Annotated in this window: 4 protein-coding genes and 1 pseudogene; 2 read left to right on the top strand and 3 right to left on the bottom strand. The window is 61.9% G+C overall.

Annotated features, from left to right (window positions below; translation table 11 throughout):
• Positions 1 to 801: autotransporter-associated beta strand repeat-containing protein (locus M3I54_RS43055; protein WP_254346444.1), on the bottom strand; the 801-nt coding region annotated here is incomplete at its 3' end.
• Positions 710 to 3706, bottom strand: coding sequence for an autotransporter-associated beta strand repeat-containing protein (locus tag M3I54_RS43050; RefSeq protein WP_254346446.1), 2997 nt, complete (start codon positions 3704 to 3706; stop codon positions 710 to 712). The genes M3I54_RS43050 and M3I54_RS43055, both read right to left, overlap by 92 nt.
• 646 nt (positions 3707 to 4352) lie before the next feature.
• On the opposite strand from M3I54_RS43050, the gene M3I54_RS43045 reads away from it, so the two are divergent.
• The gene (locus tag M3I54_RS43045; RefSeq protein WP_254346442.1) at positions 4353 to 5945 is read left to right on the top strand and encodes an EAL domain-containing protein; all 1593 of its coding nucleotides are present in this window, start codon (positions 4353 to 4355) and stop codon (positions 5943 to 5945) included.
• A gap of 742 nt (positions 5946 to 6687) precedes the next feature.
• On the opposite strand, the gene M3I54_RS43040 is transcribed toward M3I54_RS43045, so the two are convergent.
• Positions 6688 to 7824, bottom strand: a complete 1137-nt coding sequence (locus tag M3I54_RS43040; RefSeq protein WP_254346441.1) for a heme-binding protein — start codon at positions 7822 to 7824, stop codon at positions 6688 to 6690.
• 60 nt (positions 7825 to 7884) lie between these two features.
• Here M3I54_RS43040 and M3I54_RS43035 point away from each other — a divergent pair.
• A pseudogene (locus M3I54_RS43035) lies at positions 7885 to 8040 on the top strand (IS5/IS1182 family transposase); the annotation flags it as partial.

Genomic DNA, 8040 nt, shown 5'->3' with positions numbered 1-8040 from the left:
TGACAGTACGGTCACGGGCGAGCTTATCGAGCCTTTGACGGTCAGCGTGCCGGTCTGCACGGTGGTCGGGCCGCTGTAGGTGCTGGTACCCGTGAGCACCGTGGTGCCGGTGCCCATCTGCACCAGGGCGCCAGTTCCGGAGACCACGCCGCCGTAGGTGAGCGTGTCGCTGCGGTCGAATGCCAGGGTGCCATTGTCGGTGACGTTGCCGACGATGCTGCCGCTGGTGCCGCCGTTGCCCAGCTGCAGCGTGCCCTGGCCGATCGTCGTGCCGCCCGTATAGGTGTTCGCGCCGGTGAGCACCAGCGTGCCGGTATCGGTCTTGGTCAGGGCGCCCACACCGCTGATGACGCCGCTCATGGTGAACGTGCCGGCCGGCGCGATATCGAACGTGCCGCCACCGGCGTTGAGCGTCGTACTGCGCGCCGAGGTGAAGCCCGAACCGGTGACTGCCAGCGTGCCGCCATCGAAGCTCAGGTTGCCCGCTGCCGCACCGAGATTGTTGTCGGCGGACACCTGCAGCGTGCCGCCGTTGATTGCCGTGCCGCCCGTGTACGTGTTCGCGCCGGTAAGCACCAGCGTGCCGAGATCGGTCTTCTGCAGCTGCGTGCTGCCCTGCAGTATCGCGTCAATGGTCGCGGTATAGGCCGCCCCGTCGGACGCGCCATCGCCGACCCGGATGGTCGTGACACCCGATCCCGCCGTGGTTTCAACCAGTGTCAGCGGCCCGCCATTGATCACATAGCCGTTGGACGCGAACTGCAGGCCCGAGGCCGTGACCTGGCCCGCGCTGTTGTCCACCGTCACCGTGCCCGGCGCAGGGTAGAAGATCGCAAAGGCCCCGTTCGTCCACGGCGCGTTGAGCGTGCCGACTGCGTTGGTCCAGTTGTCGTTGCCGACAGGGGCCTGCCAGGTCCCGCTGCCACCGTCGATAGTGCCGCTGTTGCGGTTTCCCGTGCCGTCCCAGTAGGTCACGGTCACACCGGTCGTGTTGACCAGGTTCACCTGGCCGGGAACCGAGAGCATCCAGCGTGAGGTTGCCCTTCACCACGGTCAGGTCATTGAGCGGGACGCCCGGCACAGTGGACTGGCCAAAGCTGTAGTCGAGGGTCGAGCTGCTGGTAAGACCAAGGTTGCCATTGATGGTCAGGGTCCCGATGCCCCCCGCGGCGGCGCCAGGTGCCAGAGTGCCGCCGTTCACGCTGACGCTTCCGCCAATGATGCCGGTGCCACCCAGCGTCGCGCCGCTCGCCACCGTGGTGGCGCCCGTGGCGGCCGTCTGGTCGCCGTTGATGTACAGGGATCCGCCATTGACAGTTGTGCCGCCCGTGTAGCTGTTGGTGCCGGTCAGAACCAGTGTGCCAGAGCCCAGCGCATTGAGCACGCCCGGAGCGCTACCGTCCGAGATGCCTCCGGTCAGGGTCTGGGTGGTTCCCTGCGGCGGCATGAAATTCGGATCACCGGCCAGGGTGATGTTGTTTCCAACCGTATAGTTGTTCCCGCCCAGCCATGACAGGGTGGTGCCAGCAGCCATTGCCATCGTGCCAGTACCCAGCGCCGAATTGTTGCCGGCGACGATCGTGCCGGTGTTGAGAGCGGTTCCGCCGCTGTAGGTATTGGCTCCCGTCAGGATCGCGGTACCGGTGCCTGACTGCTGCACCGCGCCGCTGCCACTGATGACCCCGCCAAAGTTGATGGTGTCGCTGCGGTCAAACACAAAGGTCCTGTTGTCCGTAACGTTTCCAACGATGCTCCCCGTGGTTCCGCCACTGCCGAGCTGGAGCCTGCCGGCGGAAATCGTGGTGCCACCCGTGTAGGTGTTGGCGCCGGTCAGAACGGTGGTGCCACTGCCGGTCTGGCTGACCCCGCCGCTTCCGGAGATCACACCGGACAAGATCAGCGCGCCGCTGGTGTCGAAGGCCAGGGTGCCGTTGTCGGTGACGCCACCGACAATGCTGCCGCTCGTGCCACGACTGCCCAGCTGCAACGTGCCGGCCGAGATTGTCGTGCCGCCGGTGTAAGTATTGGCGCCAGTGAGAATTGTGGTGCCGGGACCGATCTGGCTGACGGATCCGGTGCCGGAGGCAACGCCGGCGTAGGTCGTTGTCGTGCCTGTCGCCGGGTTGAATGCCAGCGTGGCATTGTCGTTGACGTTGCCAGTAATCGAGCCGTTGGTGGTGCCGTCGCCCAGCTGCAGCATGCCCGCCGAAATCGTTGTGCCGCCCGTGTAGGTGTTGGTACCGGTGAGGATCGTCGTACCGGGGCCGATCTGACTAACCGTTCCACTACCGGAAATCACTCCGCTGTAGGTCGTCGTCGAGCCTGTCGCCGGATTGAACGCCAGCGCAGCATTGTCATTGACGTTGCCGGTAATCGATCCATTGGTAATGCCATCGCCCAGCTGTAGCGTGCCCGCCGAAATCGTCCAGGGTGTCGTTGTCGAGGTTGATCCGGTCAGCGTCCAGGTGCTGGAGCCCGTCTTCTGGTACAGGCCAAAGCCCTGATACTGCGCAGGCGGACCGATCAGCGCCATGTTGAAGGTTGCGTTGATCGAGCCACCCAGAATGAGGGTATCGGCCGACGAGAATGCCACCACGTTGCCGGTGATGATCGAACCAGCATCGATCTCAAGCGAGTTGGTGCCGCCAGTGAAAGTGATGGCGCTGGCTTGGGTTGTGCCATTTCCTGCCAGACCACCCGTGATGGAGCCGCTGTTCGTGATGGCGAGGTTCGCGCCGGTGATGCCAACGCCGCTGGACCCGAAGCCATCGTTACTACTGCCGCCATTCGTGCCGCCATTACCGCCGGTGGTTGAGCCGTTGTTGATGATCGTCAGCCCGTTGCCAGCAATGCCAGCGCCGCCCGTCGGCGTATCCGACTGGCAGCAGTTGGCGCCGCCGAAGCCGTTGTTCCCGCCGTAGCCACCGCTGATGCTGCCGTTGCTGGTGTTGATGATCGTGTTGCCGACGGATGTCGAGTCGATGCCGTATCCGCCGTCACCGCCCCCGCCGGCGACCGAAGCAGAGTTGCCGCCATTGCCACCGGCCCCTCCGGCAATCCTTCCGCTGTTGGTGTAAGTGATGCCGGACGCATTGAGCACCACGCCGTAGCCTCCAGCCCCACCGCCGCCGCCGGTTTCGCCGCTACTCTGGCGAGCTGTGCTTGAATCACCGCCGGCTCCCCCGGCTCCTCCCGCCAAGGCGCCGCTGTTGCTGGATGTGGTCGTCACAACTGCGCCGTCGGCACCGCCGCCGCCGCCGCCGCCGGCGTCGCCGTAGTAGGCTGGGGGCGGGGCGCCTGGTGAGCCAGCACCACCCGCGCCGCCAGGGCCGGTCGCGCCAGCGCCACCGGCGGCGGCGGTGCCATCGAGGCCGGTGCCACCCTTTCCCCCGCTACCGCCCGTGACGCCCGCTCCGCCGCCACCACCGCCGCTATATCTCGTCGTGCCGTTGCCGCCGTTGGCACCGGTGACGGTGGCGTTGCTGACCCCGCCTGGAGCGACCGGTTGTGGGGGGCCGGCGCCGCCAAGGCCGCCGGACTGCCCCAAGGCGGAGGAGGCAAACAAAAGCATGCTGCCGAGAAGGGCCGTCACCACTACGGCAACGGTTGCCAGCCCTACGATGGCTTTCCGTTTGCCCTTCGCATCGCCCGGCTCCGATAAAGCGGTCCGACTCGGGCTCGTACCACGCGGGATGACGCCGAACATCTTGTTCACCGCCTGACTCCGGAAATCTGGCCACAGCACGACCAGTGAGCCAAAGGGAGATGCCGTTGCAGCGCTGACGTTATGGCACGGGAGAATCCTCGCGGTAGATTCGCCGGCCAGCGAACACGTAGGGTCTTCGCGAAAGCATTGCGGCATGGCCGCGACCAGACACGCTTCGCGCCGGACGAGAGATCCGGCGCGCGCCCCATGCAGGTCACGGAACTCCATCCCGTTTCCATGGCGAGGATCGGGCCCGGGTGCCCCTGGCGCATCTGCTGTGACTTGCGGCATGCCAAAAGGCGCACAGCACAACTACGACCGTTGATGGCTCAGCCAGCTGCGCCCGGGTAAGGACCTCGATCGCGGCCTCGCACTTCTCCTGGACATGCGCGTTTCAACGGGATCTTTAAGCCTATGCGTGGTCACTGACATTGGGTATCGGACTTTGGTCCGATCATCGGGGCCGGCACCGACCGCAAACGGCTGAAAGCCGGCCGGTGACCAGACCAGGCAATCCGGTTGAAAATGGGGCCCAGCGAGTTATCCTTGACTCAGATTTGCTGGGTTGTCTTTCATGCGGCTTGCCCGCGCAAACCGGTCGACCTGCCTGTCATTTGTTCCCTATCGTCCATACCGGGGATGCAAGATGCCCACGCGCGCCACGCTGATTTCGGCTTCGATTGCGCTGGGATGTCTTGTGACCATCGCGCCGGTGCTGACCAGTCTCTATGTCGCTAGCGAGGACGTTGCACGTCGGGACCGGGACGACCTCAATGAGTTTGCGCAGAAGGCCGTCATGCGCATGGACCTTGTCACCTACCAGGCCTTTGCCGCCCTCGCGGATCTCGAGCGGGTAGCGGATGCACCGTGCTCGCAGTCGAGCCTCGAATGGACTGCTCGCGTCATTTTCAGATACACCTACGTCCAGGATGCAGGGGCGTTCGCCGATGGGCGGTACCTCTGCTCGCCGCTGCTCGGCGATATGCGCATGAAGGATGAAGCTTTGCCGCCTCCTGACTACCGGACCAGCGATGGCTACCTCCTGTGGTTCCGGCAGAAGAGTCCGCTGAGTGCAGGCCGCACCGGCGTACAGATCGGCCGTAACGGTCACTACGTGGCCCTCGCCCCAAGTTCATACGTTGACGTGATCGACCCTGAAAAGCGGCCCATTGCGGCAATCCATATTCCGACGGCCACAGTCTTTGCTGTATCGCCAGGAGCGGACCCGGCGGAGATGCTCAGCGCGTGGAGGCACCGCGGAGACGTAATGAGCGATAAGTGGATATATGCAGTCTCCCAGTCCCCAACGCGCCCAATCGCCGTCGTGGTGAAAGCGCCGCGCGGCAGCGTCGCCGGAAGCTGGCCGAAGCTCCTCGCCGCCTGGCTTTCGATCGGCGTGGCTGCGGGTGCCGCGCTTGGATGGCTGGCATACAAACGCGTCTCGCGTCAGCTCTCATTTGCCGCAACGCTCGAATGGGCCATCTCGCGCCGCGAAATTGACGTGGTGTATCAACCCGTCGTCCGGCTTGCTGACGAAGAATGTGTAGGCGTGGAGGCGCTGGTCCGGTGGCAATGGCACGGCCGCACGATCTCGCCCGATATCTTCGTTCCGATTGCCGAGGAAAATCACCTCATCCAGGCACTAACCGATCTCGTCCTCGAAAAAACTCTCGCACAGCTTGGCAAAATGCTTGTCGAGAAGCCTTCGTTTTATGTCTCAATCAATCTCAGTGCCGAGGATTTACGCAGCTTCCGGTTCCTGAACCTTCTCACGGCATCGCTCAAAGGGACCGGCATTGCTCCCCGGCAGATCCGCATTGAAGCGACGGAGCGCAGTTTCATGAACGCGGATGCAACGCGCGGCGTCATAGCCGCGTTCAGGGCAGCCGGACATCCTATTTATATTGATGACTTTGGAACCGGCTATTCAAGCCTCTCCTACCTGCAAACTTTCGAGCTCGATGTTCTGAAGATCGACAAGTCGTTCGTCGACACGATTGGGCGGGATACCGCGTCAAGCGTCGTTGCGCCCCACATCATTGCGATGGCGCATGAACTGAATCTGGAACTTGTCGCCGAGGGTGCGGAGTCGGGCGCACAGGTGGCGTGGCTGCGCGAGAAGGGTGTGCAGTATGTCCAGGGGTGGTATTACGCAAAGGCGATGTCAGCGCATGATCTCGCGGTATGGCTTGGCGTGAATCGCGCACCACGCCACGCGGACAGCGTCCCGGAAATCTAGTCCCCATCTGCGAAGTTTGCCGCTAGCTTGTTCGTTGCGATCCTGATCGCCTGGCTCGCCGGCGTCTACACTCCGCAAGAGCTTTATACCAAAGACAAATAGTGCTCCTACCATTTCTGCGTTGTGAGCGACAGTTACCACAGCAACAGCGGCCGTACTCAGGTGCGCGTCGAAGGACGGGTGTGGGTCGGGAGTGAGAGTTCACTGATGCAGTATGCTGCCGTCGGGTTGCCTGATGCCGCCATCGTCAGCAATCAGCCACATTGGTGACGTAGAACGCGGCCCATCCCAATACCGGCCTCTGCCTCACCTCCAGCGTGGGACCGGAGCCCCTACCGCGCGAGCGGTTTCGTTCACTCGGCCACAAACAGTCGTTCCGCGAGCGAGGAAAACTGCCGTTGAAACGGCCGTAAACTCCGTATTCGGACGGAGGAGCCACGCGCACAATTCGTGCACACCCGAATGACGGGGCACCAAGTTCTACGTCGGAAACCAGATGGATTGCCCACGGCTGCCGCATAGAGCAGCATAACGGCAGCTTGCTGAATCAGCGCAAAGCGAATTCGCGTAAGCAGTGCCACCCGAATTCGACCTCGGACATGGCCGCGAAGCGGGACGAGCGCATTTAGGAACGCGCAGTGGCATTGAACGAAGTCTTATTCCACCCACACGTAGATGAACCGCTCGCCTCAAGACCAGGCCACTGAAACCGCATGTCGCTGTGCGGCCCAATTCCATCTGCTTACCCGAAGGTCTTGCTAAGCGTTGCAACTGAAACGTGTGGCCATGCAAAATTTGGCTTTCCCGGAATCTTGAGCGACGGAAAATTTAGCATCACCATCTGAGCGTATTGCAGCTGCATGATGGTTGGACGCTGGGGATGAATAAGCTTCTCGATCCAAAACGTCGCGTAAACCAGTGTGGTAGTCGCATTCTGCTGCAGGAACGACAAATTCTCTGCCCCGCCACCGGCCTGTACAACTTCGATAGCGGACGTACCTGGGAGTGGAGATGCGTTTATGACCGGTTCGTTGAAAAACGTTATCGACTGTGCGGTCGAAATGTTAAGTGCCACCCCACTGAACGAGTAACCTTGTGCGAGCTGCTCGACGACAGTCTCCTGTAAAAGCGTGACCGGATCGTTTAAGAGCGCCTGCGTAATCTCAGGGGGCAAGATGGGAGGTATGTTTCCCAAGGGGGTTCGCGTGTTTGCCGAGCTGTCGGCGTTCGAAAGAGTGTATTCCGAGAAACCGCCGCCAGGCTTCGACTGTGCTTCCGAGGTGCCCGCCGCAAAAACTGGAGCCCCAAGGGGTACCCCAGGTGCGAGTGGCGGCTGAAGATCGATAGCAGTGCTGTTGAAGGATGGGAAAAGTGAGAAAGCCGGGTTGCCACCGCTTGTTGGATTGGCTCCGGAACTGATGGTTGGTGGGCCATCGAACCTTGTCGCTATACCTTGGGCGAGCAAAGAATTCCCATGCGGTATGTTAGCCATTCTGCTGACGAGTTGCCCCCCAGGCGGTGCAGAGAGCGGCGGGTCAGATGTTCCAGGCTGTTTGATCCATATGCCCGGCTCTATGTGCAGCGCCCCGCCAGTGGTGGCATCGTGTATTTTTTGCAGGTACGTCAACCCGAAAAGCTCGATGTCGTCCTGACCAAAGCCTCGGTTCGGGATCGACGAGGAGATTGGATCGAATTTGGTCGTTTCGCTGGTGAGGTTGAGTTCGAGAAATAAGTTAGTTTGATCATGAAAATCGGGGCGAGCAACAAGATTGAAGCCAGCACCCTGCCAATTGCCTGCAAGTTCTGCGAGCAGTCCAAGGTTCTCCAGGACCGTTTCATTATCGGGGCTTAACAGGTTGCTGAAGTACCGCTGAAACATGTCATCGCGCAGAGTTCGTGAAGCGTTGATAGATGAACCACCACTTACCCACTGGAGATCATGCGCGGCGCCGACACTTTCACCGAGAGTTTGTTTTCCGTGCGCAAGCTGGACGACTTCGTCCCCAAGTCGCATCCGTTGCGTTCGATCCGCGTAATGGCGAACGAAGCGCTGGCGAAGATGGATCGACTGTTCGCCGAGATGTACGAAGCGGAC

The sequence above is a fragment of the Paraburkholderia sp. CNPSo 3274 genome, from assembly GCF_024206475.1.
In the GTDB taxonomy this organism is placed as follows: domain Bacteria; phylum Pseudomonadota; class Gammaproteobacteria; order Burkholderiales; family Burkholderiaceae; genus Paraburkholderia.
The sequence above is the reverse complement of the archived record's forward strand: the minus strand, read 5'-3'. Positions and strand labels throughout refer to the sequence as shown.

Coding starts and splice junctions, on each gene's coding strand:
- M3I54_RS43045 (WP_254346442.1), top strand. CDS start 4,353: ATGCCCACGCGCGCCACGCTGATTTCGGCTTCGATTGCGCTGGGATGT.
- M3I54_RS43040 (WP_254346441.1), bottom strand. CDS start 7,824: ATGTTTCAGCGGTACTTCAGCAACCTGTTAAGCCCCGATAATGAAACG.
- M3I54_RS43050 (WP_254346446.1), bottom strand. CDS start 3,706: ATGTTCGGCGTCATCCCGCGTGGTACGAGCCCGAGTCGGACCGCTTTA.